The sequence below is a fragment of the Streptomyces sp. NPDC059679 genome (assembly GCF_042734105.1).
GTDB lineage: Bacteria > Actinomycetota > Actinomycetes > Streptomycetales > Streptomycetaceae > Streptomyces.
Genome location: NZ_JBHWES010000003.1, coordinates 1 through 26,253, shown reverse-complemented (window position 1 = coordinate 26,253; position 26,253 = coordinate 1). Strand labels below are relative to the sequence as shown.

Below are 26,253 nucleotides of genomic sequence, written 5' to 3'. Positions count from 1 at the left end.
GAGGACGCGACCGCCGCGGCCCTGCCGCGGCCTGCCGCGCCCTCAGCCCTCCCAGGGCCAGCGGGCGCTCCGGCCGGCCTCCAGGAGCGGGATCATGCGGAAGGCATGGTCCGTCAGGCCCCCGAACGCATGGCGGTTGCCACCGCCCGAGGGCATCGCCCCGGCCCGGTAGCCCGCCATGTTCCACATGTAGACCGGCACTTCGGCGGGCACCAGGTCGTCGATGTGCGTCTCGGGCATACCGCCCCACTGGCCGTGGCAGTTCGACGGCAGCCAGCCGGGGCGGGTCTGCTCATCGGTGACGATGACGATCCGGTCGTGACCGGCGTAGTGCTTCTTGACCGCGGAGGGGATGTCGGTGCCGTTGATCCGCCCGAACTCCTCCATGAGCCGCAGCGCGCTGCCGCCCTTGGACACCTTGAGCCGCCGGCTGCTCATGCCGAACTCGACCAGCGTCGGGGCCTCGGCCCGCACCGCGAGACCCGCGCCGAACACCGCGGCCTGCTCGGCGAGCGGGATGTCCGAGGTGTTCGGGGTGGAGTATCCGTAGCCGGGGAACATCGACGGCGACCGGTCGATGAGGATCAGCGTCCGGCCGGGCAGGGACGGCACGTTGGCCAGCGAGGCGTTCAGCGCCTGCTCCAGGGCGTGGCCCCAGCGCAGCGACCGGGTGTGCTTGTACGCCGCCCAGAACCGGAACGGGAACATACGCGACCGCGCGACCTGCGCGGGGTCAGCGATACGCGCGGCCACCTGCTCGGCGACCTCGTCCGAGACACCGGCCTCGTCGAAGTTGCGCAGATTGCGCACCAGCGCCATCAGGCCCATGGCCGGGATGGCCGCTTCCCAGGCCGCCTTGTCCATCGGCCCCTGCAGCCAGCCGGCCAGCCGCTCCCAGGTGAACCCCGCGCCCGCGAGCCCGCCGGAGGCGGTGACCAGCGAGGGGTCGAGGACATACGCCCGGCGGTCCGGGACCGGAAGCGCGGAGAGCTCCGCCGCGGCCCGCAGCACGGTCAGGCTCTCGGGGATCTCCGTGTCGCGCCCGTGGCGCCGGTCGAGGGCGTGCTTGAACAGATCGCCCTGCCACGGCTTGTCGTCCGCCGGGCGGGCGTGCACGAGGCCCAGCACATCGCCGAACCGGAAACCCTTGGCGGCGGTGTCGTACTTGAGCAGCGACCGCTCGTCGTAGAGGCGCCGTACCGCGTCGGCCACGCCGCGCTTGACGGGCTTGGGCAGCGCCCGGCCGTACCGGCCGGTCCAGTAGCCGAGCATCTCCCCCGGCTCGTCGGCGCGCCGCAGCACCGAGTCCACGACCTGCCGCGAGTGGCCGGGCGCCGCCGCGTCCAGGCGCGCCCTGACGTACTCGGCGGCGCCCACCAGGGACGCGGTACGCATATTGCCCCCGCGGCGCAGCCAGCCCAGCAGCCGGGCAGTCCACTCCGGGTCCTCGACGGCCAGCTTGCGCACCAGGTGGCGGTAGCGGTCGTCGCGGTCGTCGCCCTGCTCGTAGAAGGTGTCGGTGCCGACCATGTTGGACACGGCGAGGAGGAACAGCTCGCTCTTGTCGTCGCGGAGGTATCCGGTCGCGCCCTCGTGGGTGGCCGTCCGCTCCCCGGTGGTGGCGATCGGCGAGACGGGCGCCCGGCGCGTGGCACGGGTGTTGAAGCGAGCCATGAGATTTCCCCCTCGTACCGGATGTCCAGGTGAAGTGGCCCCCGCCTGCGCACCTGGACGCGTTCACTGTAGCGACGACGGCCCTGGACACCGAACCGATTAACGGCCCCGGCCCCTCCCCCGTACGAGCCATCGCCACCTCCCGCCACCGGGCGAAACGCAATTCACTCCGCGCAGCGATGTGGGCCCGTACCGGCGAATGACACGTTGGTGCGCGGATCCGGTTCGGTCGCGAAGGAAAGGCGCGTATGTCGAAGACTCGTATGTCGAAGACGAAGAGGAACAGAGGGGTCGTGGTGTTTCTCGCCATCACCTGCGGCAGTACCTGGCTGTGGCTGTGGGTGGCCCACGGTGTTTTGGGCCTGTCGGCGCTGAACCCGCTGCTGCAGCTGCCGGGTTTCTGTATGCCGGGGATCGCGGCGATCGTCGTACGGCGGTGGGTCACCCGGGAGGGGTTCGCCGACGCCGGGCTTCGGCCTCGTCCGCGGGCCGCCTGGCCGTACTACCTCGCCGCCTGGCTCGGCCCGCTCGCCCTGGCCGCGGTGACCATGGCGCTCGCCGCCGTCCTGGGCGTATGGCACCCGGACCTGTCGCCGCTCGACGAGCTCGCACCGGGGGTGGCGAGGTGGCCGGCGCTGCTGGTGCTGATGCTCGTGGTCCCGCTGCTCACCCCGGTGTACTGGGGGGAGGAGTTCGGGTGGACCAGCTATCTCCGGCCGCGGCTGTTCGGTGGCCGCGTCGTGCCGTCCGTGGTGGCCACGAGTCTCATCTGGGCGGTGTGGCACTACCCGCTCGCCTTCATCGGCTATGCCGACTTCGAGAACGTGGCGCTCGGTCTGCTGGTCTGGACCGTGTCCTTGCTGTGTCAGGAAGTCGTCCTGGCGTGGCTGTATCTGCGCAGCGGCACCGTCTGGGTGGCGAGCCTGGCGCACGCCGGGAACAACATGGTGCTCTTCCTGCTCACCGGCCAGTTGCTGAGCGACGGGGCCGACGGCCTCGGGGCGATCGCGACCATGCTCCTCACCACGGCTCCGGTGGCCGTGCTCGCCGGGTGGCTCGCGTGGCTCTCCCGCCGCCGGGCAAGGGCGTTGAACGCACGGCCCGCGCGCCGCGTACTCCAGGGCGCGGGCGGGCCCGCCCGCCGCTAGGGCCTGTCGTCAAAGGGGGCGCCCTGCTCCCGACGCCTGGCACGGCGCCTCGCTGCGTTGTCGCACCGCCCGAGTACGCCCAGTACTCGGACGATGCTCCGCCTTGCGAGGCACCGCACCAGACGCCGCTCGCGGCCGGCCGCCCTCTTTGACGACAGACCCTAGGGCCAGGAAGGCTGCATCGAATGACCCCACATCGCACCGCCGCCGTGGCCGCCCTCCTCGGGGCGGCCCCGGTCCTGCTCATGACGCTGGCCGCCGGGCCTGCCCAGGCGCACGGCGCGCCGACGGACCCGGTCAGCCGGACGGTGGCCTGCTCCCCCGAGGGCGGCGAGAACTCCCGGTCGGCCGCGTGCCGGGCGGCCGTCGCCGCCGGCGGGGTCCCGGACGAGTGGGACAATCTGCGGGTGGCCGGGGTGGCCGGCCAGGACCGGCAGAAGATTCCCGACGGGAAGCTGTGCAGCGGGGGGCTCGACGTATACAAGGGGCTCGACCTGGCCCGCGCCGACTGGCCCTCGACACGGCTGACCGCCGGTGCGGACCTCACCCTCACCTACCGTTCGACCATCCCGCACACCGGGACGTTCGAGCTGTATCTCACCAAGGAGGGCTACGATCCCACGCGGCCGCTGAAGTGGTCCGACCTGGACGCCAAGCCGTTCGCGACGGCCACCGACCCGGCCCTGGTCGACGACGCCTATCGCATCAAGGCCAAGCTGCCCACCGGCCGGACGGGCCGTCAGCTCCTGTTCACCATCTGGCGGAACACCAGCACGCCCGACACCTACTACTCGTGCTCCGATGTGGTGTTCGGCGGAGCCGAGGACACGGCAGGCAAAAAAGCCCCGGCCGAGGGCGGCGAGACCGACACCGCCGAACGCCCCGCCAAACCCACTGGCACACCCACCAACACACCCACCGGCGAAGGCACCGCCGAAAACACCGGCACCGGCACCGGTGAGGACACCAACCGCGCCGACGCCACCGAGAACACCCCGGTGACGCTGTACGCGGGTGGCGCGGCGGCGCTCGCCGTCGGTGCGGGCGTGGTCGTCACCCTGCGGCGGCGGCGCCCCCGACGTCACCGGTGACGACGAGGTCGGCCCGGTGCCGGGTGCCGGCCACCAGGTCGGCGTTGCGCTGGTCCGTGCCCAGGCTCCAGGCCACCGCCGCGGCGTGGTCCTTGCCGAACCGCTCGTGGCGGGCGACGAGCCGGCGCAGCCGCTCGGCCTCGTCCAGCTCGCAGTACCAGACCTCGTCGAGCTGCGGCCGTACCCGGGCCCAGTCCCCCTCGTCGTACAGCAGGTAGTTGCCCTCGGTGATGACCAGCCGGGCGGTGCGCGGTACGGGGATGCTGCCCGCGATCGGCTGCTCCAGCTCCCGTTCGAAGCCCGGCGCGTACACCACGTCGTCCTCGTCCTGGTGCAGCCGGCGCAGCAGCGCGGCGTAGCCCGCCGCGTCGAAGGTGTCCGGGGCGCCCTTGCGGTCGCGGCGGCCCAGGCGGTCGAGCTCGATATCGGCGAGGTGGAAGCCGTCCATCGGCACATGGGCCACCCAGTCGCCCACAACCTCTCCCCCGTCCTCGGCCGGGCCGTCGCGCAGCGCGGTCAGCAGGTGTTCGGCGAGGGTGGACTTGCCGGCCCCGGGGCTTCCGGTGATCCCGAGAACGGCGCGCCGACCGGGCCGCACCAGCGCGCGGGCGCGGGCCGCGAGATCCTCGATCGTCATCGGCGTCATCGACCGCGGCCGCTCACGGCGAGCTGGTTGGTGATGAAGGCGTGGGCGTGGCGGGCCAGGTCCTCGCCGTCGGACCACAGGTCGCGCCAGACGGCGAGGTCGTTGGACAGGCCCTGGGCGACCACGGCGGAGGAGAAGGACTCGAAGGTGATCGGGCCGCGGTAGCCGATATCGGCGAGCGCGTGGAAGAAGGCCGTGAAGTCCAGGTGTCCGGAGCCGAGGTAGCCGCGGTGGTTCTCGCCGATGTGGACGTAGCCGAGCCGATCGCCGACCTCGTGCACCGGCCTGATGAGATCGTCCTCTTCGATGTTCATGTGGTAAGTGTCCAGGTGGATCAGGACGTTGTCCGCACCGATGTCATCGGCCAGCGCGAGGGCGTCGCGGGCGGTGTTGATGACGTTGGTCTCGTAGCGGTTGCAGATCTCCAGGCCCAGCGTCATGCCGAGGCCCGCCGCCTCCTGGGCGAGCCGCTTGAGCACGGTGACGGCGTTGCGCCGGCCCGCCGCGGTGAGGGGGCCCGCGTACTTGCCGAGCGCGCTGTAGAGCGCGCCGGTGAAGTGTGTTCCGCCCAGGCCGTGGGTGACGGCGAGGGAGCTGTGCAGCAGGCGCTCACCGCGCTCGACCACGGCAAGGTCATCGCTGGAGACATCGGCGTCGAAGGCGAGGCCGCGGGAGCAGGCGACCCGCAGTCCGGCGTCCTCCAGCTGGCGGCGCGCCGCGGGGACATCCAGCGAGTCCGAGTCGTGCAGCGAGAGTTCGAGGAGGTCGAAGCCGGTGGCCTTGGTCTTGTCGATGGCGTAAGTGAGCGATTCGAGCGAGGTGTCGCCCGCCCACACGAGGGCGTGCACGCCGATCGGGTTGGCCTGGGTCACGGTGGTCATGAGCGGTGTTCCTTTGTGTGGCTGGTCGATGAGTGGCTAGGCGGCCTGCGCGCCGGTGATGAGCGCGACGATCTCCTCGCCCGTGGTCTCCGCGGTCCGGCGGCCCGCGACGCAGCGGCCGGACCGCATCACCCAGACCTGGTCGCTGAGCCGCATGACCTGCGCGAAGTTATGGCTGATGAGCAGCACCGCGTGGCCGTCGTCGCGCAGCTTGAGGATGAGCTCTTCGACGCGCGCGGTCTCCTGGACGCCGAGGGCCGCCGTGGGCTCGTCCATGATGACCAGCTGCGAGCTGAATCCGGCCGCCCGGCAGATGGACACGGCCTGGCGCTGGCCGCCGGACAGCCGCCGCACCCGCGAGGTGACCGCCGGGACGTTGACCGCGAGGGTGGAGACCATCTCCTGGGCGCGGCTCTGCATGGCCTTGCGGTCGAGGAAGGACACCGGTCCGATGCGGCGGACGATCTCGCGGTTGAGGAACAGGTTCTGCCAGACGGTGAGGTCTTCGACCAGCGCGAGGTTCTGGTGGACGGTCTCGATGCCGGCCTCGCGGGCGTCCTCCGGCGAGCCGAAGTCGACCTGCCCTCCGTCGAAGAGGATGCGGCCGCTGTCCGGGCGGTGGATTCCGGACACGCACCGTACGAGGGTGGACTTGCCCGCGCCGTTGTCGCCGACCAGCGCGGTGATCTCACCGCGGCGCAGGCTGACGGACACATCGACGAGGGCGCGTACGCTGCCGAAGGACAGCGAGACGTCCTCGCAGCGCAGCAGTTCGTCCGAGGCGGTGGCCGCGGTCTGGGGCTCGGACTTGACGGTCGTCATCGCTGAAACCTCATCAGGAAGGCCGCGAGCACCACGACGATGCCGACGGACAGCGGCTGGTAGAACTGGGAGACGCCGAGCAGGGTCAGTCCGTTGACCAGCGCGGTCAGCAGCAGTGCGCCGATGACCGGGCCGATGACGGTGGCCCGGCCGCCGAACAGGCTGACCCCGCCGAGGACCACGGCGGCGACCGAGTTCAGCAGGAAGGACGTGTTGGCGGCGGGCTCGGCGGCCCCGACCCGCGCGACCAGCAGGATGGAGGCGAGCCCGGCGAGGAGTCCGGCGACGGCGTACACCGCGATCTTGATGCGTGCGGTGCTGATGCCCATCGCGGTGGCCGATTCGGGCGATCCGCCGGTGGCCAGCAGATGGGTGCCGAACCGGGTGTGGAAGAGCACCACATGGGCCACGATGGCGACGGCCGCGGCGATGATGAACATCCAGCCCAGGATCCCGATGCCGTTGGTGGACAGCTTCAGCAGAGCCGGTTCGATGACGGTCACGGGCTTGCCGTTGGAGACGATGAGGGCGAGCCCCGAGGCCGCCGACAGCATGCCGAGCGTGACGATGAAGTCGGTGATCTTGCCGCGAGCCACCACGAAGCCGTTGAGCAGTCCGGCGAGCGTCGAGGCGGCCACGGCGACGGCGCAGGAGGCCGCGAGCCCCCAGCCGGCCGAGTACGCCTGGCCGAAGCCGACCGCGCCCAGGGTCATGGTGGAGGCGATGGACAGGTCGATGCCCGCGGTGGCGATGACGAAGGTCTGTCCGACCCCCAGAATGATCAGGATCGCGGCGGCCTCCAGCATGGACTGGATGTTGCCGGTGCTCAGAAAGGTCGGGTTGGCGGCCTGGAAGACCACCACGAGCACGATGAGCCCGACCAGGGCCGCCCAGTCGGCCCAGAAACCGATGTCACGCAGGCGCGTGGACCAAGTGTCACGGTCGGGTGCCGCGAGCGTTGCGTTTGCCATGTGTGTCCTCCTGGCGATGGCGGGTGGCGTGGCACGCCACCCGCCCGCCGGATGCGTCGCTGTTGGGGCTGTTGAGGGCGGCCCTAGCGCAGGAGCTGCTTGAACGGGTCGTCGTAGGTGCCGAAGGGCTTGGGCGTGGCGGCCAGGGCCTTGCCCGCGTTGTCCTTGGTCACCAGTTCCACCGGGGCCTTGACGTCGGCGGGCAGCTTCTTGCCCTTGGCGGCCGCCTGGCACGCCTCGACGCCCATCAGGCCGATGGCGTACGGGTATTGAGCCACGGTGGCGTCCAGGGTGCCGGACTCGACGGCCTTCAGCGCGTCCTTGACCCCGTCCACACTGATGACCTTGACCTTGCCGGTCTTGCCCGCGTTGGCGATGGCGCGGGAGACACCGAGGCCCATGTCGTCGTTGGCCACGAAGAAACCGGACAGGTCCTTGTTGGCGCGCATCACATCAGTGGCCTTGGTGAGGGCGGTCTGCCGGTCCCAGTCGGCGGCCACCGTCTGGACCACCTCCAGCTTGCCGCTCACGCCCTTCTTGAACCCCTCGACGCGGGCCGCGCTGGTGACATCACCGGCGATGCCGCCTATGACGGCGACCTTGCCGTTCTTGGGCAGCAGTTCCGCCATCCGCTTGCCGGCCATCTCGCCGGCCGCCACGTTGTCGGTGCCGATGTAGGTGGCCGGGGTGGCGCCGGCGGCCTTGGCCGCCTTGGCGTCGACGGGGTTGTCGATGTTGACGATGGTCTTCTTCTTCGCGGCCAGCTTGGCCAGCCCCTGGACCAGGTTGGAGCCGGAGATCGGGTTGACGATGAAGCAGCCGTAGTCCTGGCCGGCCAGCCCGTTCAACTTGTCGGCCTGGCCGGTGGTGTCGGTGATCGAGTTCGCTGCCTGCACGGTCGTCGACAGCTTCTCCGACGTGGCCTGTGTCTCGATGCCCTGGCGCATGCTCTGGAAGAACGGGTTGTCCAGCCCCTTGATCACGGCGGCGACCTTGGTGCTGCCCGACGCGCCCGTGTCGCCGGATCCGCAGCCGCTCAGGACCAGGGCTCCGGCCACGACGGCGGCAGCGGTGGCGACAACGCTCCCTCTTCTCACGGTGGCTTTTCTCCGCATCAGGCGTCCCTTCCGATGGTGATGCGGCTGAAAGTAGCCCCCATTTATGAGATCGAGCAACCCTTCTTTCAACTTTTTCCGTCACAAGATTGCCATCTTCCGTCCACTCACACCCATGGCTAGAGTGTGCGAGTGGACACCATCAACGCAGGCGCTCTCCGGACCGGGATCGCTCTCGGCGATGTTCTCGCCCTGTTCCGCGATGTCGACGAGGGCCTGACCAAGGCGGATGTGGTGCGTCTTACGGGGCTCTCACGGACCACCGTCAACCAGCGTCTCGACAGCCTCCTCGGCGCCCAACTCCTCGTCCCCGCGCCGGAGGACGCGCGCACCCGCGGCCGCCCCGCGAGCCGATTCGTCGTCAACCGCCACCGTGGAGTGCTGCTGGTGGCCGACATCGGCGCGACCGGGCTGCGCACCGCCGTATGCGACCTGGGCGGGGAGGTACGGGCGGAGCGCGAGGCCCCCTCGGATGTGACCGCCGGGCCGTCGGCCGTTCTGGCCCTCGCCGACGAGCTGTTCGGCCGGCTGCTCAAGGAGACCCGGCACGAGGAGTCGGACGTCCTCGGCGTGGGCCTCGGGGTGCCCGGCCCGGTGGACTTCGGCACCGGGCGCGTGGTCAGCCCGCCGATCATGACCGGCTGGGACCGTTATGACATCCCCGGCTGGTTCGCCCCGCGCTACGACTGCCCGGTGCTGGTGGACAAGGACGTCAACGCCATGGCGTACGGCGAACACCGGCTGCGCTACCCCGACACCGCCCATCTGCTCATGGTCAAGATCGGCACCGGCGTGGGCACCGGCATCATCGCCGGCGGCCGGATCCACCGGGGGGCCGACGGCGCGGCCGGGGACGTGGGCCATATCCAGGTCACCGTCGAGGACGTCACCGAGCCCCCGCTGTGCCGCTGCGGAAACACCGGCTGTGTGGAGGCCTACGCAGGCGGCTGGGCCCTGGTCCGGGACCTGAGGGAGGCCGGTTACGAGGTGACCACGGTCGACGACGCGGTACGGCTCATCCGCTCCGGCGACATCACCGCCGTACGGCTCGCGCGCCGCGCCGCCCGCATCCTGGGGGGCGCCATCGCCGACGCGGTCAATATGTTCAACCCCCGGGTCATCGCCATCGGCGGTCAACTCGCCCACACCGATGAGCAGTTGTTCGCCGGCATCCGGGAGGTCGTGTACGGCCGCTCGCTGCCGCTGGCCACCCGCAACCTCCAGATCGTGCGCAGCGAACTGGATCCGCACGCCGGCATCCTCGGCCTGTCCCAGCTGCTGACCGACGGCATCTACGCACCGGAGCGGGTCAGGCAACTCGTCGAGGGCACCGCCTCGTAGGATGCGAGGCCCCGCCTCTTAGGATGCGGGCCATGGACATCGAGCTGGACCCGCCGCACGGCATCACGGGCTTTCCCCTGGGCATGCCCGCGGACGACCTCAAGGCCGCGGCCGCGGAGCTGGGCAGGATCAAAGTCAGCAACGACGGCTCCGCGGCGCGGTTCCGCTCGATGAAGGTGCTCGCGCTGCACCCGCAGTTCGAGATCGTCTTCCATCTCGAGGACGGCAAGACCCTCGGCGCCGCGGAGGTGTGGATCCCCCGCCCCGGCCCCGAGGACATCACCGTCCGCTTCCGCGGTATCGACGTCTTCCGCACCCCGGCCCGGGAGTTGCTGGGGCGGCTGGTGGCGATGGGCCTGACGGTCCTGGACGAGACCTTGTACGCGTATCTGCCCGGGCTCTCCCTCGGCTTCACCCGGGTGGCCGGTCATGAGGTCCCGCTGGACACCGACGGCGAACCGCTGTACTTCCAGGCGGTGCTGACCGGTCCGACCGGCTACTACGACTACAAACTGTCCGACGGCTGAGCGGGCGGTCCGCTGCTCTCGCGGACGACGAGTTCCGTGGCGACCTCGACCCGCGTGGTCTCGGGTTGTTCGCCGGCGAGCAGTTGGAGGACCATCCGGGCGGCGAGCGCGGTCATATCGGCGAGCGGGGTGCGCACGGTCGTCAGCCGCGGGGTGACCCAGTCGGCGAAGGGCAGATCGTCGAAGCCAACCACGCTCAGGTCCTCGGGGATACGCAGACCGAGGGTGGCGGCCGCGCGGAAGGTGCCGAGGGCCTGGTGGTCGCTGCCCGCGAAGATGGCGGTGGGCCGCCGGTCCAGCGCGAGCAGGTCCAGGGCGTGCCGGTGGGCGAGGTCATGAGTGAAGTCGCCGTACCGTACGAGCTCCGGGTCGAAGGGCAGCCCGGCCTCCTCCAGCGCCGAGCGGTAGCCGTCGGCGCGGGCGCGCGAGGTGAGGCGGCGTTGCGGGCCGCTGATGATGGCGATACGGCGGTGGCCGAGCTCGATCAGATGGCGGGTGGCGGCCAGCCCGCCGGGCCAGTTGGTGGCGCCCACCCACGGCACACCGGGCGCGGGTTCATCGACGGGGGCAACCAGCGCGAAGGGAATACCGAGCCGACGCAGTTCCTCGTGTTGCGCGGTGGTCAACTCGGGTACGACCAGGATCGCGCCGAGGGTGGGCCGGGTGGCCAGGGAGTCCAGCCACTGGCGGGCCAGCCGGGTGCGGCCGTGGGTGGCCGAGACGACCAGGCTCATGCCGACGCCGTGCAGGACCTCCTCCGCGCCGCGGATCAGCTCGACCGCCCAGGGGCTGTCCAGTTCGTTGATGACGAAGTCGATCAGCCCGCCGCGCAGCACCGCCGAGGCCGCGGGGCGGTGCCGGGCGAGGTAGCCGTACCGCTCCAGAAGCCGTTGGACCTTTGCTCGAGTCTTCGAGGAGACATCGGATCTGTTATGCAGCACCTTTGAGACGGTAGAGACCGAAACACCCGCCTCATTCGCTATCTCGGCCAAAGTCGCCCCCGCCATTTCGTCCCCAGCCGTTGACCCCATCCGATGTTTCTCCTACCTTTCGGGACGATCTCGGTGTTGCGAAAACTATCGCAACATCAGCTCCCCGGCATTGAGGTGGTCTTCGATGAGCCAAGGGATGACCGACCGCAACGCGTTGCAGGGGTTCGCACGCCGTCTCACCGAGCCGCTGCTGCCGCACTTCAGCGAGGGCCGGGCCAGGCTCAGGCTCGGCGTCAACACCGCCATCCACGACGACACGGCCGCCGAACTGGAGTCCTTCGCCCGCCCTCTGTGGGGGCTCGCGCCGCTCGCCGCGGGCGGCGGGGCCTTCGAGCACTGGGGCCACTGGGCGCGGGGGCTGGCCACCGGCACGGACCCGGACCACCCCGAGTACTGGGGCGAACCCGGCCCCCACGACCAGCGGATCGTCGAGATGGCCGCGATCGGCTTCGCCCTGGCGCTCGCCCCCGACCGGCTGTGGGACCCGCTCAAGGGGCCCGAGCGGGACCGGGTCGCGCGCTGGCTGCGCTCCGCCCTCGACCGCCCCACCACCGAGAACAACTGGCTGTTCTTCCCCGTCCTGATCGGCCTCGGCCTCGACCGGGTCGGCGTGTCCTACGACCACGCCCCGATCCGGGCCAGGCTGGACCGGCTGGAGTCCTTCGCGCTCGGCGACGGCTGGTACGCGGACGGGCCCACCGAGCGCCGTGACTACTACGTGCCGTGGGCGATGCACTTCTACGGGCTGCTGTACGCGGCGCTCGCCGGTGAGCGCGACCCCGAACGCGCGGTGCGCTTTCGGATGCGCGCCTCGCTGTTCGCGGGGGACTTCCAGCACTGGTTCGCGGACGACGGGGCCGCCGTCCCGTACGGCCGCAGCCTCACCTACCGCTTCGCGCAGGCCGCGTTCTGGGCCGCGCTGCCGTACGCCGGGGTCGAGGCGCTGCCGTGGGGCGTGGTCAAGGGGCATCTGCTGCGCCATCTGCGCTGGTGGCAGCGGCGCCCGGAGGCCGTGGGCGAGGGCCTGCTGTCCATCGGCTACGGCTATCCGCAGCCCGCGCTCGCCGAACAGTACAACGCCCCCGGCTCCCCGTACTGGGCGATGAAGTCCTTACTGCCCCTCGCGCTCCCCGCGGGCCATCCCTTCTGGGCCGCGCCGGAGCTGCCCGCCCCGGCCCTCGCCCCCGTCAGCGCCCAGCCCCACGCGGGCGCGGTGCTGATGCGCGCGGACGGCGAGGTCACGCTGCTGGCCGGCCGGCAGCACCACGCATGGGTGCGGCACGGCGCGGAGAAGTACGCCAAGTTCGCGTACTCGACCCGATTCGGCTTCAGCCTGCCCTCGGGTCCGCTGGGCCTGGAGCAGGGGGCGTACGACTCGATGCTCGCCCTGAGCGACGACAGCACCCACTACCGCGTCCGCGAGGAGCCCGGCGCCACACAGGTGGCCGGGGACACCATCCGCTGCACCTGGCACCCCTGGCCGGACGTCGAGGTCACCACCTGGCTGACCGCCGCCCCGCCCTGGCATCTGCGCACCCATCGCATCCGCACCGGGCGCACCCTGCACACCGCCGAGGGCGGCTTCGCGATCGACCGGGACCCGGGCCTCACCCGGCAGGCCTGCGCCGGGCGGGCCAGGGCCTGGGGGCCGGCCGGTCTTACCGGTCTGATCGACAGCGACGGGCAGCGCACCGGGCGGGTCGTCGACGCTCTGCCCGGCACCAATGTGCTCGCCCGGCGCACCGCCCTGCCCACGCTCATCGGACAGCTGACGCCCGGTGAGCACTGGCTGCGGTGCGTCGTCCTGGGCACCGCCGCGGGACCGGAGGGCGAGGCCGCCTGGAGGCGCCCACCCGCACACCTCACCATGGGAGGCAGTACATGAGATCCGCGTTCAGGATCGTGTCCATGGTCGCCGCGGCAGCGGCGGCCCTGGCCACGACATCGTTCCCCGGGGCCGCGGCGGCCGACACCGCGGCCGGCGCGTCCCGGGGCCATACGTACCACGTCGCCACCTGGGGCGCCGACCGGGCGGACGGCAGCGCGGCGCACCCGCTGCGCACCATCGGCCGCTGCACCGAACTGGTCCGGCCCGGCGACACCTGTCTGATCCACCGCGGCCGCTACCGCGAGCGCGTCGCCCCGCCCTCGGGCACCAAGGACTCGCCGATCACCATCGCCGCGTACGGGGACGGCACCGTCACCATCGACGGCACCAGGACCGTGACGGGCTGGCGGGAAGCGGGCGACGGGCTGGTCGCCACCGAGGTGGACCTGCCGCTCGACCCCAGCGAGAACGCCCTGTTCGTCGACGGCGGGCGGGCCATGGAGGGGCGCTGGCCCAACTCGGGGCCGGATCCGCTCAATCCGTCCTGGGCCGTGGCCGAGCGGACCTCCACCGATCAGCACATCGACGACCCCGACCTGCCGGCCGGCGACTTCACCGGCGCCACCGTCCATCTGTGGGCCGGGTCCAACCCCTGGAGCCAGCAGACCGGCACGGTGACCGCCACCGCCACCGGCGCGCTCGACTTCAAAGGCGGCAACTACCGCTGCACCCCGCTGTGCATGGGCGACCAGAACTACCGCAACTACTACCTGGTCGGCGCCAAGTCCACCCTCGACCAGCCGGGCGAGTGGTACTACGACAAGGGCGCGAAGCGGCTGTACCTGGTCCCGCCCAAGGGCGGCCTCGCGGGCCACACCGTGACCGCGAAGTACGAGAGCTGGGGCGTGGACCTGGCCGGCAGCTCGTACGTCACCGTCCGGGGGCTCGATCTGTGGGGCACCTCGCTGCACACCGGCGACACCAGCACGGGTGTGCTCGTCGAGGGGTTGCGGGCCCGCTACATCTCCGAGTTCTCGACCCTGCCCATGCCACGCGACGACGAGCTGGCCATCCCGCCCTTCGAAGGGCATATCGTCGCCGCCCGGGTGCTGGGCTCTGGGGTGCAGATCCGCGGCAGCGGGAACACCCTGCGCGACAGCGATATCGGGTACTCCGCGGGCACCGGCGTGCTGCTGCGCGGCAGCGGGAACACTGTCACCAACACCTATATCCACGACGTCGGCTGGATGGGCAGCTACACGCCCGGTATCGAGATCAACGGCAGTGGGCAGACCGTCACCCACAACACGATCCGGCGCACCGGCCGGGCGAGCATCGACACCGCCTGGCAGCTCAACGGGGTGCCCTTCCACGACAACCGCATCGCCTACAACGACCTGTCCGAGGCCATGCGCACCTCGCGTGACGGCAGCCCGTTCTATGTGTGCTGCAACCTGGACGCCAAGGGCACCAGCGTCGACCACAACACCGTCCACGACGCCGACGGGCAGGTCGGCTACTACATCGACAACTCCTCGAGCAACTTCCTGCTGCACCACAACGTGGCGTACAACACCGGCTCCCGCGGCACCTTCTTCAACGGCCACAGCAGCGTCAGCCTCGGCAACCGCGACCACCACTCCACCTATGGCCTCGGTGTCTCCACCGCCGTCCGGCTGAGCGGCGCGACCGACGCCTCGGGCACCTACGTCAGCAACGACGTGGCGCTCGCGCCGATGGACATCACCGGGCCGGGCGACCCGGCCCCGGTGGTGCGCAGCAACCTGTTGCCGCCCACCGACCCGGGCTACACCGACGCGCGCAACGGCGAGCTGTGGCCGCGCGAGGGCTCGCCCGCCATCGACGCGGGCGAGACCGTGGACGGCGTGACCACCGGTGTCCGGGGCGCGGGCCCCGACCAGGGGGCGTATGAGTACGGCGCGCCGATCTGGTCGTCCGGCTGCAATCTGCCGGGCTGCCAGGCGCGGGTCCGCAACGACGGCTGGAAGGCCACTGCCTCCGACGGCGCCGACGCCTCCGCCGCCGTGGACGGCGTCCAGACCACCCAGTGGAAGGGGACGGCCGCACAGACTACGGGCCAGTCGCTCACGCTCGACCTCGGCGCGGCCAAGATCTTCGACCGGCTGTCGATCGACGCCGGTATGGACGCCACCGGCCACCCGTACGGCTTCGCCGTGTCCATCAGCGACGACGGCAGCCACTGGGGCGCCCCCGTCGCCCGGGTCGGCGGCCGCTCCTTCACTCAGGACGCGGTGTTCCCGCAGCAGACCGCCCGCTATCTGCGCGTCCAGCTGACGGCCCCCGGCGAGGTCCCCTGGGCGGTCAACGAGATCCGGCTCTACGCGGACGGTCCGGACGCCGCGGCCACCCTCCAGGCCGAGCAGGCCACTTCCGTACGCGGGGCCGAGCGGGGCGAGGCGGCCACCGGAGTGCTCGGCTCGGGCGACCGGATCGGCTTCCGCGGGGTGCGGTTCGGCGCGGGCGCGGACAAGCTGACCGTACGGCTGGCCTCCGCCGGCTGCGGCCGGGGCTGCTCGCTGCAACTGCGGCTCGACGCCCCGGACGGCCGGGTGGCCGCCACGCTGCCGGTGCCGGACACCGGCTCCACCGACACCTGGCAGGAGCGGTCGGTGGCACTCCCCCGCACCGTCACCGGCACGCATGATGTCCATCTCGTGGCCACCGGCGGCCCCCGGGTCGCCGCCCTCGACTGGCTGACGCTGCGCCGCTGATGTCCAGTTGACGTCTGCTGGGGCGGGTCGGGTCAGGGCCGTCCCAGCAGTCAGGGCCGTCCCAGCAGCGCGTCCCGGTGCGGCCAGGCGAGCCTGAGCAGGGCGGCCCCGGCGGGCTGCATGGGTTCCGCCGTCGTGAGCCGTTCGATGTGGTCGGCCCGGAAGGGCACGCCCATCGAGCGGCCGGTGCCGTCCTCGACGCCGACGAGATGTCCTTCGTCGTTCGTCGCGGCCAGGTCCTGGAAGAGCTCGTCGAAGACCTCGGCGTCCAGGACGAGCACGGTGAGCATGTCGAGGACGAACGTGAGCGGGTCCACGCCGAGCCCCAGCCAGTGGACACTCGCCGCGCCCGAGGCGCGGGCGTCGCCCAGGGCCCGGTTGAAGGGCCATGCGTCGTAGTCGACGGGCGCGGTGTCGCTGCCGTAGTCCTCGCTCGTGCCCAGCAGTTCCTCGCTGAGCTCCCGGACGATCGCGCGCCACAGACCGAAGTCGTTGGCCTCGTTCCAGGGGGCGTCGTGGGACGGCTGGAACATGCCGACCGGCGTCACCTGGTGGAGCCCGCCCGCGGTGGCGACCTTCGCCGGATCGCGCCAGTGGAGGATGAATTCGGCAGTGCTGTCCCCCGGGGCGGGGCCCGGGTCGTGGCGCAGGACCAGGGTGCTGATGGCCGCCATGACCGGGCGGGTGGTCAGATCGGTCGGGTCGCCGATGAGGGCGCGGAACGGTGTGCGCGCCGGGTCCGGGGCCCGGTTGGCGCCCACAGGGCTCGCCGCGGCGAATTCATGCGCCGCGGCCTCGCAGATGTCGATGACATCGAAGTAGCGGCCGCGGCCGAAGGTGAGCGTGGCCGCGTCGTCGCCCGTCACCTGGAGCAGCCGGTAACACACGCGGTTTTCGAAGAGGCGGGGGCGCGCCAGCTCACCGACGGCCTCGGCGTACGAGGCGTACGGTGTGCCGTCGTCGCGCAGTGGCCGGATGGGGTCGAGCGCGGGGCTGTGTCCGTCCACCGGAGTGGCGGGGGTCTCGCCGGTCCACACCAGCCGCACCCCCTCCAGCGGGACGGGCCGGTCGGGGATCCACCCCGGCCGGGCGAGCAGCGGGGTACCGGCCACCCGCCGGTGGGCGGGGAACGCTTCGGCGGCGCGGGCGGTCAGCTCGGACCGGCGCCGGTTCAGATCCGCTCGTACGGAGCGCCACTGGTCACGGGTTCGGCCGGGCTGCACGCGCGGGGCGGATGCGGGGTGGTCATGGGTCACCTTCCCCTCTTTACCAGCACCCGGTGCGGCGTGTTCGTCAGTCCCCAGCGGGTCGGGGTGGCGATGGTGTTGCCGTTCGCGTCCTTCCCGTCACCCGTGTACTGCTTCACCACGATCCCGGCGAACGAGGTGTTGCGCACCGTGGAGTGCCGCACCTCGATGTCGCCCAGGACGGTCGGGGCGGCGGGCGGCGCGGTGATGTCGGGCACGGTGGTGTCGAAGATGATGCCGCCGGTCTTCTTCGAGCCGTCCCAGCCCGTCTTGAAGTGGATCCCCGGAGCGTTGTTCGAGACGCTGCCGCTGATCCAGTTCACCTCGCCCGTGACGTCGTGGACGTCGACCCGCTCGATGACGAAGTGGTCGAGCCGCCGCGAGTCGTCCCCCGACACATGGATGCCGCGCAGATCGCGCAGGTTCTCACCGGGTGTGCCGGTGGCGGGGACGGCGTTGCTGACGTCGAGGTCCCGGATCTCCCAGTACTCCTGGTTGAACAGGCGGACCGCGTCATCGACCCGCCCCTCCCCCTCGATTCTCGGCTTCGGCCCCTTGCCGTAGTCGCCGATCACGATCGGCCGGTGCTCCTCACCCGACCCCTTGGGCCGCAGCTGCCCCTGCCATGAGCCACCCGCCTTGAGCAGGATGCGGTCACCGGGCCGGAACGTCGTCCGGTTGACCTGGTCGAGGCTCCGCCAGGGCATGGCGGCGCTGGTGCCCGAAGCGCTGTCGTTCCCCGCGCGCGAGTCCACGTAGTACGTGGTTCCGCCCGGCGGGTCGTCGACCCCTTCCTCGGGATGGTTGCCGCGCTGCGGCCGAGTCATAGAAAGCGCTCTCAGCCACCCTGTCAAGGCATCACGCATGCCTTACGCCGAAAACGGCTTGTCCAAGACAGCGCTTTCTGGAGCTCTTACATCTCCCTCAGATACCCCGGGGGGTAATTCTGCTAGGGTCGGCCATATACCCCCGGGGGTAAATGAGAGACGAAGGGAGCATGCTCGTGTTCTTCATCGACACCGTGGACGTGCCAGGGCTGGGAAACCGCGGCTATCTGGCCGGCGGCCGCGAAGCGGCCGTGGTGGTCGACCCGCCACGTGACATCGACCGGATCATCGCCATGGCCGCTCGACGGGGAGTGCGCATCTCCCATGTGGTCGAGACGCACGTGCACAACGACTACGTGACCGGCGGCCTGGAGCTCGCCCGGCTCACCGGCGCCGCGTACCTGGTCCCCGCCGGGGCCCGGGTGGCGTATGAGCGGGTGCCGGTCGGCGACGGGGACACCGTGGACATCGGCGACGGGCTGGCGCTGCGCGCGCTGGCCACGCCCGGCCACACCCCGCACCACACCGCGTACGTACTGGAGGAGGCCGGGCAGGCGGTGGCCGTCTTCACCGGCGGGTCGCTGCTCATCGGTACGGTCGGGCGCCCGGATCTGGTCGAACCGCGGCTGACCGAAAGGCTGGCCCGGGCCCAGCACGCGTCCGTCCGCAGGCTCGCCGCCGAGCTGCCGGACGAGACCGCCGTACTGCCCACCCATGGCTTCGGGAGCTTCTGCTCCTCCGGGCCGACCGCGGGCGACGCGACGACGATCGGCGAGCAACGCGCCACCAACGAGGCGGTCACCGAGAGCGCCGACACCTTCGTCGCCAAGCTGCTGTTCGGCCTCGACGACATACCCGCGTACTACGCGCACATGGGCCCGGCCAACGCCGCCGGACCGGCACCCGTCGATCTGACCCCGCCCGCACGCGCGGACGCCGACGAGATAGCCGCGCGCCTGGCGGCCGGCGAATGGGTCGTCGACCTCCGCAACCGCGTCGCCTTCGCCGAGGGCCATGTCGGCGGCACCTTCAACTTCGCGGCCGACGGTCAACTCGCCAGCTATCTGGCCTGGTTGCTCCCCTGGGGGAAGCCGGTCACCCTGCTCGCCGAGTCGCCCGAGCAGCTGGCCGCCGCCCAGCGCGAACTCGTCCGCGTCGGCATCGACCGGCCCGCTGCCGCCGCCACCGGCCCACTCGCGGCATGGCTGCGGGACGGGGAGCGGCCACGCTCCTTCCCACGCGCCACCTTCGCCGAACTCGCCGCCCGGGCCGCGGACCGGGGGACGGCCGTCCTCGATGTCCGCCGGGAATCCGAGCGCGCCCGGGAGCACATCGCGGGTTCGCTGCACATCCCCGTACACCAGCTGCGGGACCGGCTCGCGGAGATCCCGGCGGGCACCGTATGGGTGCACTGCGCCGGGGGGATGCGGGCCGCCATCGCCGCCTCGCTGCTGGACGCCGCCGGCCGGTCCGTCGTCGCCGTGGACGACGGGTTCGACGCCGCGCGCGAGGCCGGTCTGCCGGTCGTCTCAGGTGTCCCCGGCAGTGCCCCTGAGCGGATCACCGCCGAGCAGGCCCGGACCCGCACCGCGGTGGGCGGCGACGCGGTGCTGCTGGACGTGCGCGAGCCGGAGGAGTGGGCCGCCGGACACGCACCCGGCGCGGTGCACGCGCCACTGTCCGCGCTGACGGCCGGGGCGCCACTGCCCCAGGGCCTCCAGGGCCGCCCGCTGGTGGTGATCTGCCGTACCGGCAACCGCTCCCGGCAGGCGGTCGAACTGCTCGTCGGGCGTCGCATCGACGCGGTGGACGTCACCGGCGGGATGGGGGCCTGGGCCGAGGCGGGCCTGCCGGTGGTGGGCGGCCCGGGCGACGGCAGCGCGGTGGTGGGCGGCGCGGGCGACAACAACACGGTGGCAGGCGGCGCGGGCGACGGCGGCCGGACAGCGTGAGCACCGCGCTTCTCGCCCTGGCCGCCGGGGCCGTCATCGGCCTCGCACTGGGCGCCCTCGGGGGCGGCGGCAGCGTGCTGGCAGTCCCCGCTCTGATCTATCTCCTCGGCTTCACCCCCGCCGCGGCCACCACCGCGAGTCTGATCATCGTCACCGCCACCTCCGCCACCGCGCTGTACGCGCACGCACGCGACGGCAACGTCCGCTGGCGTACGGGGGCACTCTTCGCGGCCGCGGGCCTGCTGCCCGCGGCCCTGGGCGGACTGGCCGCCGGCCATCTGCCGCCCTCCCTGCTGACCGGGGCGTTCGCCCTCGTCGCGGCCGCCGCGGCGCTGGGCATGTTCCGGCAGGCACCCCAAGAGGAGGGCAGCCGACCGGTACGGCCGGGCCGGGCCGCCGGGGCCGGGGCCGGGCTCGGCGCCGTGACGGGCGTCCTGGGCGTGGGCGGCGGCTTTCTCGCCGTACCGGCCCTGGTGGGCGCGCTCGGCCTGCGGATGCGGGCCGCGGTCGGCACCAGCCTGCTGGTCATCACCGCCAACTCGCTGGCCGCGCTGCTCACCCGCGGCGGCAGCGCCCACGGCATCGACTGGGCGGCCCTCGCGCCCTTCGCCGGGACCGCGATCCTCGGCGCCTGGGACGGGAAACGCCTCACGGCCAAGGCCTCCGGCGATGCGCTCCGGCGGGTCTTCGCCTCGGCGCTGCTGGCCGTGGCGGCGCTCATGCTGATCGACGTGATCGTATGAGCGTCAGGCGAGGGAGAGAAACAGCTTCTCCAGCCTGGCGCGCATCTGATCCCGGTCCTCGTCCGCGTTTCCACGCGCCTCGACGTCGGTCAGACACTGCTGCAGCCCTGTGGCGATGATGGCGAAGCCCGCCCGGTCCAAGGCGCGCGACGCGGCGGCGAGCTGAGTGACGACGTCCTCGCAGTCCCGCCCCTCCTCGATCATCCGGATCACACCGGAGATCTGCCCCTGAGCACGCCGCAGCCGATTCAGTACGGCCTTCAGCTCCGCGCCGGCGAGATCCAGTTCCACGAAAACACCTCCACACAATACCCCTAGGGGTAATTTACCCCCCGCATGGGGCACCGTCGACAACCCTCAGGATGTGCACCACCATGAACGCTCCCGACACCTGCACCGCCGACCAGGCCCGCGCCAGTCTGCACGACCTCACGGTGATCGATGTCCGCACACCGGGCGAGTACGCCACGGGACATCTGCCCGGCGCCCACAACATCCCCCTGGACCAACTCGGCCACGCCCTGCCCACGATCGAGGAGGCCGCCGGGAGGGGCGGCATACTCCTGGTCTGCGCGTCCGGCGCACGCTCCGCGAAGGCGTGCCGGACGCTCGCCGAGCACGGGGTGGCCGCCGCGACCCTGACCGGAGGGACCAGCGCCTGGGCGGACCGCGGCCATGAGCTGCACCACCCCGAGACCGCCTCCCGCGCCACCTGGAGCATGGAGCGTCAGGTCCGCTTCACCGCCGGGACCTTCGTGCTGACCGGTCTGGGCCTCGGTCTGCTGCACCCGGCCTGGCAGCTGGTCTCGGCGGGTATCGCGGGAGGGCTGGTGTTCTCGGCGCTCACCAACACCTGTGGCATGGCCGCGCTCCTCGCCAGACTCCCCCACAACCGGCCCCGCCCCGCCGACCTCGACGCCACGCTGGCCGCCCTGCGGGGACGCTGAGCGCGGGAACACCCCCCGCGCCCGTCCGAGCGGCATCGGGCCGCCCGGCGGGACGCGGGGGGTGCGGTGGTTCAGAGCCGGCCCACGACCTTGGTCGGGGTGACCCGTACGATGACCCGCTCACCGTCGTCCTTGGAGGACGGGTTGAAGGTGGCGTATTCCTTGCCCGTGTACTTCAGCGACAGTTTGTTCAGCACTTCCTTGTCGCCGTCCGGGGCGAGGGTGGCGGTGCCGCGGATCTCGGCGTAGGTGTACGGGTTCTCCGGCGGGTTGACCATCAGGGTTATCCGCGGGTCACGGTGGAGGTTCTTGCCCTGGAGCCGGTCCACGGTCGTGGAGAACAACAGGTCGTCACCATCGCGGATGACCCAGACGACCGTCAGATGCGGGCGACCGTCCGGCGAGATGGTCGCCACTGTCACGAACGCACGCGATTCGTCGAGGTACTTCTTCAAGCCGTCCGAGAGGCTGGCCGCCACAGTCAGAACCTTTCCACAGGGGGCAGGGTCGTGACACCACAGGGGTGCCGGTCGGAACGTACCACCCCACCCGACCGCGCGGTTGCGCGAAGGCATCGGCCCTGGCGGCGAACCGGCCGCCGGTCACCAGCCCTTGGTCACCCGGTGCTCCCTCAGCGATCCGCAGTTGCTCCCGTACGTCCAGGTGGACTGGTTGTCGATACCGCCGGCCCAGTCCACGCACTTCCCGCGCGCGTAGGTGTACACGGGCCCCGCGTAGGACCTGTACATACCGTTGTCCTCCTGCGGCTCGCCATCGTTCGCATAGAGGTAGGCGAACATCGAGACCGGGGCGCCCGTGGTGTTCCGCACGGTCACCACGCAGTTGGCGCCCTTCGCGGAGTTGTACGTCAGGTAGACGGTGCCCTTCTGGCCGATCGGCGCCGAGTTCACCACCTTGTAGCCGCTGCCGCAGACCCCGTTGTACGCGGCCGTCGTGGCGGCCGTGGCCTGCGGAGCCAGGGCCACGGCGCCCCCGACGGCGGAGGCCAGCACCGCGGTGGCGGCCATATAGCGAGAAAGCTTCATGTATCCCCCTTATTACCCCAGGACGCTTTTTGCGTCATCTAGGTGACATGCGAGGGGGTTGAATGGTTGTAGGCGCCGACCGGGTCTTCGACCGGTTCGGCCATACGCGCGGGCATGGCCGTGGGAGCGCTCCCATGACACCATCCCCTCACACCCCACGGGAACCCCATCGGAAACGGAGGATCGGGCATGAGACCCCCATTATTGACATGACCGCGACGATTGATCGCGGCGGCGGCGCTGCTGGCGCTCACCGTCGCCCTGGGCGTGACACCCGCGACCGCCCGCCCGCACGCACCGACGGCAGCCGCGGCCAAAACGGTGTACATCCCGCTGAGTTGGGCGGCGACCGGCGAGGTGCCATGGGCCCAGAACCGGACCAAAGAGTCCAACAATTTCATCCTGCTGTGGGGAGAGAAGTCGGGCACCGACCCCAAGAACGCCTCGGGACAGTACCGGTTCGACCCTGATGACATCCTCAGCCAGTTGGAGCGGCTGTACACCTTCTATGTCAACTCGCTGCGGTTCACGCCGGAGACCGGCCTGCTGTCCCAGTACAAGATCGGCGTGATCGTCACCCAGACCTGGAACAACAGCAACCTCAACGCCTGGGCCTCGGGCGGCCAGGCCGACGGCAAGGTCGGCGTGATCGACATCGCCCCCGGCGCGGCCCAGCCCGGCTCCTGGGGACTGGCCCATGAGCTGGGCCATGTGTTCAAGAACTACACCTTCATGGGCAAGGGCGGCGGCGCCGGGCTGACCGACCCGTCGGCCGGGACGTTCTGGGAGACCGGCGCCGAGTACATGGCGATGCAGGTGTACCCGGACGGGGGCGCGGGCGATCTGACCCGGTTCCTGCGCACCGAGAACCTCGCCTACTCCTCCAGCCGCCACCACTACGGCAACTGGATGCTGGTGCAGTACCTGGTCGACCGCTACGGCGGAATGAAGACCTTCACCGACATCTGGAACCAGGCCAAGAACAACGAACACCCGCTGGAGGTCTACCGGCGGATCAACAACCTCAGCCAGGCCCAGCTGAACACGCGGATCGCGGAGTACGCGCAGCGCCAGGTCACCTACGACTACTCCAACCGGTCCCACATCATGCCGTTCATCAACAACGTCTACGGCGCGGGCTTCATCAACGCCTACAACGGCGTCCCGGTGAACGCCGTCAACCAGTCCGCCGGCCACTACGCCATCCCGGACCCGCTCGCCCCGTCCGACTACGGCTACAACAAGATCAAGCTGGTGCCCAGCAGCGACGGGGCGCTGATCAAGCTGCACCTCAAGGGCCATGTCAACACGGCCGCCGGATCCGGCTGGTCGTACGGCTTTGTCGCGGTCAAGAACGGCACCCCGCGCTACGGTCCCGTCTCCACCAGCGCCGACGGCCAGCTCAGCTTCCAGACCCAGCCCGGCGAGAAGGAGGTGTACCTGGTGGTCACCGGCGCCCCGAGCACCGTGCACCACTACGCCTACCTCGACGGCTACACCAAGAACTACCGCTATCCGTACGAGTTCCGGATCAGCGGCGCCATCCCGTCCGGCTTTGAGCCGGGCTACCAGAAGCCGGCCGCCACCGGTGGCGGACACTGGCACTCCAACGGCGGTGGCTGGGTCGACAACCGCGCCAACGTCGCCGCCAGCGTCTACGTCGGCCCGCGCGCCGCGGTGTACGGCAGCTCCACCGTCACCGGCAACGCCCGTATCGAGGGCCTGTCCTGGGTGACCGCGGCGGGGAGACGGACATCAACCCCGCGCACGGCACCTTCACCGACGACGAACTGGCCATCACCATCTCCTGACGCCCCCGCTCATGCGTAGAGGGCGGCCGCGTACTGTGCGCGACCGCCCTCGACGGCGTGGTGTTGGCCGAGTCAGCCCTTGCCGGCTCAGCCTTTACCGGCTCAGCCCTTGTAGGCCATGCCCTTGCCCAGATCGTCGGCATACGACGAGATCCAGGCCAGCGGGGCGTTCCAGTTGATGGTCACCTCGTTGGTGGAGAACGCCATGATGTCGTCGGTGTAGCACATCGCCGGGGCGCAGCCCTTGAGCTTCTTCTGGGCGACCGGGTCCTCAAGACCGGAGTTCGGGCCACCGGCCAGCGTGCCGGGCGACGGGCTCGGCAGCTTGGCGTCGAGCTGGTGCGCCCAGAAGCGGTGGTGCTGGCGGTGCGAGTCCCGTTCGCCGTAGCCCGTGACATAGGACTGGTTGAGCGGGTTCCCGCCCAGCAGATAGTCCATGCCGCGCAGCACCGCGTCACGGTAGCGGGTCTTACCGGTCAGTTCGTGTGCCGTGGCGAGGACGACCATGTTGTTCAGCACCTGGCTGTTGGAACCCCACTCGTACTTGCCGCTCTTCGGCGCGTACGGCACGCCGTACGCCGACTTCGCGGAGAACGCGGCGTAGCGGTCGGCGGCCCGGATCACCGTCTTGCGCACCTCGGCGCGCTGCTTGGCGGTGAGCTTGTTGGGCACCGTGGCCAGGTCGAGCTGTCCGAGGCCCGCGGTCGACGCCCAGGACAGGGCGCTGGTGCGCGGGAAGATCGCGTCGACGTCGCCGTACAGCGGAGAGTCGAGAACGGCCTTGCGGTAGGTGTTGTCACCGGTGGTGATGAACAGCTCGGACGCGGCCCAGTAGAACTCGTCGCTGACGTTGCTGTCGCCGTACGCGCCACCGCCCGTGGAGTCCTGGTCGCCGGCGAGCATATTCGGATGTGCCTTGGCCGCGGCCCAGGCGGTCTTGGCCACGTGCAGGCTCCGGGCGGCGAACTGCGGGTCGTAGGGCTTGAAGAGGCGGGCGCTCTGGGCGGCGGCGGCCGCGAGGTTGAGCGTGGCGGCGGTGGACGGCGTGTGCAGCTCGCGCTGCTGCTTGTCCTGGTCCGGCCGCGTCGGGAAGCCGGTCCACTCCTTGTCGTGCACCTTATGGAAGGCCATACCGGCGAGCGGCTTGCCCTGAGGCACCTGCATGCGCATCAGGAAGTCCATCTCCCAGCGGGCCTCGTCGAGGATGTCCGGGATGCCGTTGCCGTGCTCGGGCACCCGGAGCTTGCCGTCGCCCAGTGGCTTGGCGTCGGCGCCCTTGGTGGTCTTGGTGCGCTCGAACTCCGACATCAGCTGGGCCACGGAGATACCGCCGTTGACGACGTACTTGCCCTGGTCGCCGGCGTCGTACCAGCCACCGGAGACATTGCGGCGGTAGTCGCACACACCCTGCTGGCACGGGACGTCGGTGTCACCCCGGTGCGGAGCGGCCTTGTCATGACCCGCGGGGCGGGCGTACTTGCCGCCGACGAGATCAGCGTCGATCTTGATGCCGCTGCGGTTCTGGTAGAAGTACTCCAGCGAGTCGCGGCGCAGCGAGCTGTAGAGGTCGTCGCTGATGGAGAACGGCTCGCTCTGCTTCCCGTCGACGTTGACGGTGTACCCCTTGCCCTTGTCCGTGACCTTGCTGAAGTCGAAGGTCTGGACGTTCTGCCCGGAGCTCGGGTCCACGCCCGCGGGCGTGGTGGTGCCACTGGCTCGCTTGGTGCCGTCGGCGGCCCTGAGGGTCCACGTCAGGGGCTTGGTGGCGTCGGTGACGACGGTGCCCTTCTTGGGGCCGTGGGTCAGATAGCCGACCTGGTTCACTCGCACCGGGGAGCCGGTGTTGAGCTTGGGGCCGGGCTGCTGGCCCTCGGCGAGGGCTTCCCCGATC

General features: G+C 70.9%; 23 protein-coding genes and 1 pseudogene. 11 read left to right on the top strand and 13 right to left on the bottom strand.

Annotation, left to right across the window (positions count from 1 at the left end; all coding sequences use genetic code 11):
• Positions 1–42: 42 nt before the first annotated feature.
• Positions 43–1,674 carry a TROVE domain-containing protein gene (locus ACFV2X_RS05055; RefSeq protein WP_385611566.1) on the bottom strand — a complete coding sequence of 544 codons (1,632 nt, stop codon included), beginning with the start codon at positions 1,672–1,674 and terminating at the stop codon, positions 43–45.
• Positions 1,675–1,922: 248 nt separating this feature from the next.
• On the opposite strand from ACFV2X_RS05055, the gene ACFV2X_RS05050 reads away from it, so the two are divergent.
• Both ACFV2X_RS05050 and ACFV2X_RS05045 read left to right on the top strand, forming a co-directional pair.
• Positions 1,923–2,822, top strand: a complete 900-nt coding sequence (locus ACFV2X_RS05050; protein ID WP_385611564.1) for a CPBP family intramembrane glutamic endopeptidase — start codon at positions 1,923–1,925, stop codon at positions 2,820–2,822.
• 185 nt (positions 2,823–3,007) lie between these two features.
• Positions 3,008–3,913, top strand: coding sequence for a lytic polysaccharide monooxygenase (locus ACFV2X_RS05045; protein WP_385611562.1), 906 nt, complete (start codon positions 3,008–3,010; stop codon positions 3,911–3,913).
• Here ACFV2X_RS05045 and ACFV2X_RS05040 read toward each other — a convergent pair.
• From ACFV2X_RS05040 to ACFV2X_RS05020, 5 genes are all read right to left on the bottom strand, one after another.
• Positions 3,876–4,559 carry a nucleoside/nucleotide kinase family protein gene (locus ACFV2X_RS05040; RefSeq protein WP_385611560.1) on the bottom strand — a complete coding sequence of 228 codons (684 nt, stop codon included), beginning with the start codon at positions 4,557–4,559 and terminating at the stop codon, positions 3,876–3,878. The genes ACFV2X_RS05045 and ACFV2X_RS05040 overlap by 38 nt on opposite strands.
• Positions 4,556–5,440 carry a sugar phosphate isomerase/epimerase family protein gene (locus tag ACFV2X_RS05035; protein ID WP_385611557.1) on the bottom strand — a complete coding sequence of 295 codons (885 nt, stop codon included), beginning with the start codon at positions 5,438–5,440 and terminating at the stop codon, positions 4,556–4,558. Before ACFV2X_RS05035 ends, ACFV2X_RS05040 begins: the two co-directional genes overlap by 4 nt.
• 36 nt (positions 5,441–5,476) lie before the next feature.
• Positions 5,477–6,262, bottom strand: a complete 786-nt coding sequence (locus ACFV2X_RS05030) for an ATP-binding cassette domain-containing protein (protein WP_385611555.1) — start codon at positions 6,260–6,262, stop codon at positions 5,477–5,479.
• Positions 6,259–7,233, bottom strand: coding sequence for an ABC transporter permease (locus ACFV2X_RS05025; RefSeq protein ID WP_385611552.1), 975 nt, complete (start codon positions 7,231–7,233; stop codon positions 6,259–6,261). The genes ACFV2X_RS05030 and ACFV2X_RS05025 overlap by 4 nt, the downstream gene beginning before the upstream one ends.
• 83 nt (positions 7,234–7,316) lie before the next feature.
• Positions 7,317–8,330, bottom strand: a complete 1,014-nt coding sequence (locus ACFV2X_RS05020) for a substrate-binding domain-containing protein (RefSeq protein ID WP_385611549.1) — start codon at positions 8,328–8,330, stop codon at positions 7,317–7,319.
• 150 nt (positions 8,331–8,480) lie between these two features.
• On the opposite strand from ACFV2X_RS05020, the gene ACFV2X_RS05015 reads away from it, so the two are divergent.
• Together ACFV2X_RS05015 and ACFV2X_RS05010 are read left to right on the top strand one after the other, a co-directional pair.
• Positions 8,481–9,689: an ROK family protein gene (locus ACFV2X_RS05015; RefSeq protein WP_385611546.1), complete on the top strand. Its 1,209-nt coding sequence runs from the start codon at positions 8,481–8,483 to the stop codon at positions 9,687–9,689.
• Positions 9,690–9,721: 32 nt separating this feature from the next.
• A complete protein-coding gene (locus ACFV2X_RS05010; protein ID WP_385611544.1) occupies positions 9,722–10,216 on the top strand; it encodes a hypothetical protein in 495 nt (164 codons plus the stop codon).
• Here ACFV2X_RS05010 and ACFV2X_RS05005 read toward each other — a convergent pair.
• Positions 10,195–11,223, bottom strand: coding sequence for a LacI family DNA-binding transcriptional regulator (locus ACFV2X_RS05005; protein WP_385612331.1), 1,029 nt, complete (start codon positions 11,221–11,223; stop codon positions 10,195–10,197). The genes ACFV2X_RS05010 and ACFV2X_RS05005 overlap by 22 nt on opposite strands.
• Positions 11,224–11,344: 121 nt before the next feature.
• Between ACFV2X_RS05005 and ACFV2X_RS05000 the strand changes: the two genes are divergently transcribed.
• On the top strand, positions 11,345–13,093 hold the full coding sequence (locus ACFV2X_RS05000; protein WP_385611542.1) for a DUF2264 domain-containing protein: 1,749 nt from the start codon (positions 11,345–11,347) through the stop codon (positions 13,091–13,093).
• Positions 13,090–15,789 (top strand): carbohydrate-binding protein, encoded by a 2,700-nt coding sequence (locus tag ACFV2X_RS04995; RefSeq protein WP_385611540.1) that lies wholly within the window; start codon positions 13,090–13,092, stop codon positions 15,787–15,789. Before ACFV2X_RS05000 ends, ACFV2X_RS04995 begins: the two co-directional genes overlap by 4 nt.
• A gap of 50 nt (positions 15,790–15,839) precedes the next feature.
• Here ACFV2X_RS04995 and ACFV2X_RS04990 read toward each other — a convergent pair whose 3' ends face one another.
• Positions 15,840–17,045 (bottom strand): XRE family transcriptional regulator, encoded by a 1,206-nt coding sequence (locus ACFV2X_RS04990; protein WP_385611538.1) that lies wholly within the window; start codon positions 17,043–17,045, stop codon positions 15,840–15,842.
• Positions 17,042–17,863: a hypothetical protein gene (locus ACFV2X_RS04985; protein ID WP_385611535.1), complete on the bottom strand. Its 822-nt coding sequence runs from the start codon at positions 17,861–17,863 to the stop codon at positions 17,042–17,044. The genes ACFV2X_RS04990 and ACFV2X_RS04985 overlap by 4 nt, the downstream gene beginning before the upstream one ends.
• Before the next feature lie 176 nt (positions 17,864–18,039).
• Here ACFV2X_RS04985 and ACFV2X_RS04980 point away from each other — a divergent pair.
• The 3 genes and pseudogenes from ACFV2X_RS04980 to ACFV2X_RS04970 all read left to right on the top strand — a co-directional run.
• Positions 18,040–19,398 (top strand): annotated as a pseudogene (locus ACFV2X_RS04980) (rhodanese-like domain-containing protein); the annotation flags it as partial.
• 57 nt (positions 19,399–19,455) lie between these two features.
• On the top strand, positions 19,456–19,815 hold the full coding sequence (locus ACFV2X_RS04975) for a rhodanese-like domain-containing protein (protein WP_385612328.1): 360 nt from the start codon (positions 19,456–19,458) through the stop codon (positions 19,813–19,815).
• Positions 19,812–20,558, top strand: a complete 747-nt coding sequence (locus ACFV2X_RS04970) for a sulfite exporter TauE/SafE family protein (RefSeq protein WP_385611532.1) — start codon at positions 19,812–19,814, stop codon at positions 20,556–20,558. Before ACFV2X_RS04975 ends, ACFV2X_RS04970 begins: the two co-directional genes overlap by 4 nt.
• 3 nt (positions 20,559–20,561) lie before the next feature.
• Here ACFV2X_RS04970 and ACFV2X_RS04965 read toward each other — a convergent pair whose 3' ends face one another.
• Entirely contained in the window at positions 20,562–20,849 is a 288-nt protein-coding gene (locus ACFV2X_RS04965; RefSeq protein ID WP_014174404.1) for a metal-sensitive transcriptional regulator, read from the bottom strand.
• An 83-nt stretch (positions 20,850–20,932) separates the two neighbouring features.
• On the opposite strand from ACFV2X_RS04965, the gene ACFV2X_RS04960 reads away from it, so the two are divergent.
• Positions 20,933–21,505, top strand: a complete 573-nt coding sequence (locus ACFV2X_RS04960; RefSeq protein ID WP_385611529.1) for a rhodanese-like domain-containing protein — start codon at positions 20,933–20,935, stop codon at positions 21,503–21,505.
• 71 nt (positions 21,506–21,576) lie between these two features.
• Here the strand turns inward: ACFV2X_RS04960 and ACFV2X_RS04955 are convergent, their stop codons facing one another.
• Together ACFV2X_RS04955 and ACFV2X_RS04950 are read right to left on the bottom strand one after the other, a co-directional pair.
• Positions 21,577–21,984: a PPOX class F420-dependent oxidoreductase gene (locus ACFV2X_RS04955; RefSeq protein WP_385611527.1), complete on the bottom strand. Its 408-nt coding sequence runs from the start codon at positions 21,982–21,984 to the stop codon at positions 21,577–21,579.
• 123 nt (positions 21,985–22,107) lie between these two features.
• On the bottom strand, positions 22,108–22,551 hold the full coding sequence (locus ACFV2X_RS04950; RefSeq protein ID WP_385611525.1) for a spore-associated protein A: 444 nt from the start codon (positions 22,549–22,551) through the stop codon (positions 22,108–22,110).
• Between the two features lie 222 nt (positions 22,552–22,773).
• On the opposite strand from ACFV2X_RS04950, the gene ACFV2X_RS04945 reads away from it, so the two are divergent.
• A complete protein-coding gene (locus ACFV2X_RS04945) occupies positions 22,774–24,381 on the top strand; it encodes a DUF6055 domain-containing protein (protein ID WP_385611523.1) in 1,608 nt (535 codons plus the stop codon).
• A gap of 83 nt (positions 24,382–24,464) precedes the next feature.
• Here the strand turns inward: ACFV2X_RS04945 and ACFV2X_RS04940 are convergent.
• A partial coding sequence (locus ACFV2X_RS04940) for a glycoside hydrolase family 9 protein (protein WP_385611520.1) occupies positions 24,465–26,253 on the bottom strand: 1,789 nt, incomplete at its 5' end.